A 1,480-nucleotide genomic window follows, 5' to 3' on the forward strand; every position below is an offset into this window, starting at 1 on the left:
GCCCGGGGCATGGCACAAGCAGCGCAAGCAGCCGGCGGTGCGGCTGGGGATGTCGCTCTTGCGCGGCATGCGCCCCGATGCGGCGGAGCGCATTGAAAAGGCGCGCTGCGAGCGGCCTTTCACGAACGTGACCGACCTGGCGCGGCGGGCGGATTTGAATCGCCATGATCTGCAAGTGCTGGCAGGCGCGAATGCGCTGCGCAGCCTGGCGGGTAATCGCCGTCAGGCTTTGTGGGAAGCGGTGGGCGCGGTGCCGGATAAGGACTTGCTGCGTCCAACCAAGCCGGAAGAGGAACTGCCGCAGCTGAAGCCGCCCAGCGAAGGGGATGAAATCATTGGCGATTATCGCGCGCAGGGTTTGACGCTGGGACGCCATCCGCTGGCGCTGCTGCGTCCGCATTTGCTCAGCAAGCGTTTCATGCCGGCTGAAGTGCTCAACACGTTCAGCAACGGACAGCTGGCGCGCGGCGCGGGCATCGTCACGGTGCGCCAGCGCCCCGGCACCGCGAAGGGCGTGCTCTTCATCACGATCGAGGACGAGACGGGCAATGTGAACGTGATCGTGTGGCCCGACCTGGTCGACAAATTCCGCCGCGAAGTGCTGGGTGCATCGCTGCTTGGCGTGTACGGCATCTGGCAGAACGAAGCCAACGTCCGCCACCTCGTCGCCAAACGCCTGGTCGACCTCTCGCACCTCATTCAACGCCTGCCTACGACCAGCCGCGACTTCTGCTAGGCCCTTGCGCCGCCTCAAAGAATGGCCTGCGCCGCCACGGCGAAGCTCAGCGCGGGAGAACGCTGGCTACGCGGCGAGGTAGCGCTGGCATAATGGCGGGATGACGCCGACTATTCGTTTTGCCACGCCTGAAGACGCGCCAGCCATCAGCGCGCTGATTATTGAGCTGCAGCCTTTTCTGACCATCGCGCCTGACGCAACCGGCGCGGAGCAGTTTATGGCGACTATCCAGCCAGAGGTCATCGCCGCAAATATTCGTGCGGAAAATTATAGGTATCAGCTGGCGACTGTGGATTCAGCGCTGGCAGGTGTGGTAGCGGTGCGCGATAACGCGCATCTGTTCAGCCTTTATGTGGCGCAGGCGTGGCATGGCAAGGGCGTCGGCCGCAAGCTGTGGGACGCCGCGCGGGATGATGCGCTGGCGCGCGGCAATCCCGGCAGCTTCACCGTCAACTCATCCACGTTTGCCGAGCAGGTCTACCGTGGCTGGGGCTTCCAGCCCACAGCGGAAGTGCAGGAGATGCACGGCCTGCGCTTCATCCCGATGCGCATCGATCAGCGCGAACTTTGATCGAGGTGGCTCGGGCCGGACGTGCTGCTGCTGGTGCCGTAATAATTGTGCACCTCAGTTGCCCAGCTCTGGTTGGCCATGTCGGGCCAGTGGTCCTTGTCGAAGCCCGGTGCGGACTCGATGCGTTCCTTGTCGATGTTGAGCAGCATGCGGTGGTGGCCGGTGTCCAGGGT

General features: G+C 64.0%; 2 protein-coding genes and 1 pseudogene. 2 read left to right on the top strand and 1 reads right to left on the bottom strand.

Annotated features, from left to right (window positions below; all coding sequences use genetic code 11):
- Together AB4Z11_RS31500 and AB4Z11_RS31505 are read left to right on the top strand one after the other, a co-directional pair.
- On the top strand, positions 1–736 hold a 736-nt coding region (locus AB4Z11_RS31500; protein ID WP_442030085.1), incomplete at its 5' end, for a helix-hairpin-helix domain-containing protein.
- A 100-nt stretch (positions 737–836) separates the two neighbouring features.
- Positions 837–1,307 carry a GNAT family N-acetyltransferase gene (locus AB4Z11_RS31505; protein ID WP_442030087.1) on the top strand — a complete coding sequence of 157 codons (471 nt, stop codon included), beginning with the start codon at positions 837–839 and terminating at the stop codon, positions 1,305–1,307.
- Here the strand turns inward: AB4Z11_RS31505 and AB4Z11_RS31510 are convergent.
- Positions 1,292–1,480 (bottom strand): annotated as a pseudogene (locus AB4Z11_RS31510) (PRC-barrel domain-containing protein); the annotation flags it as partial. The gene AB4Z11_RS31505 and the pseudogene AB4Z11_RS31510 sit on opposite strands and share 16 nt — an antisense overlap.

This window comes from Pseudoduganella sp. RAF53_2 (assembly GCF_052113985.1).
Classification (GTDB): Bacteria; Pseudomonadota; Gammaproteobacteria; order Burkholderiales; family Burkholderiaceae_D; genus Rugamonas.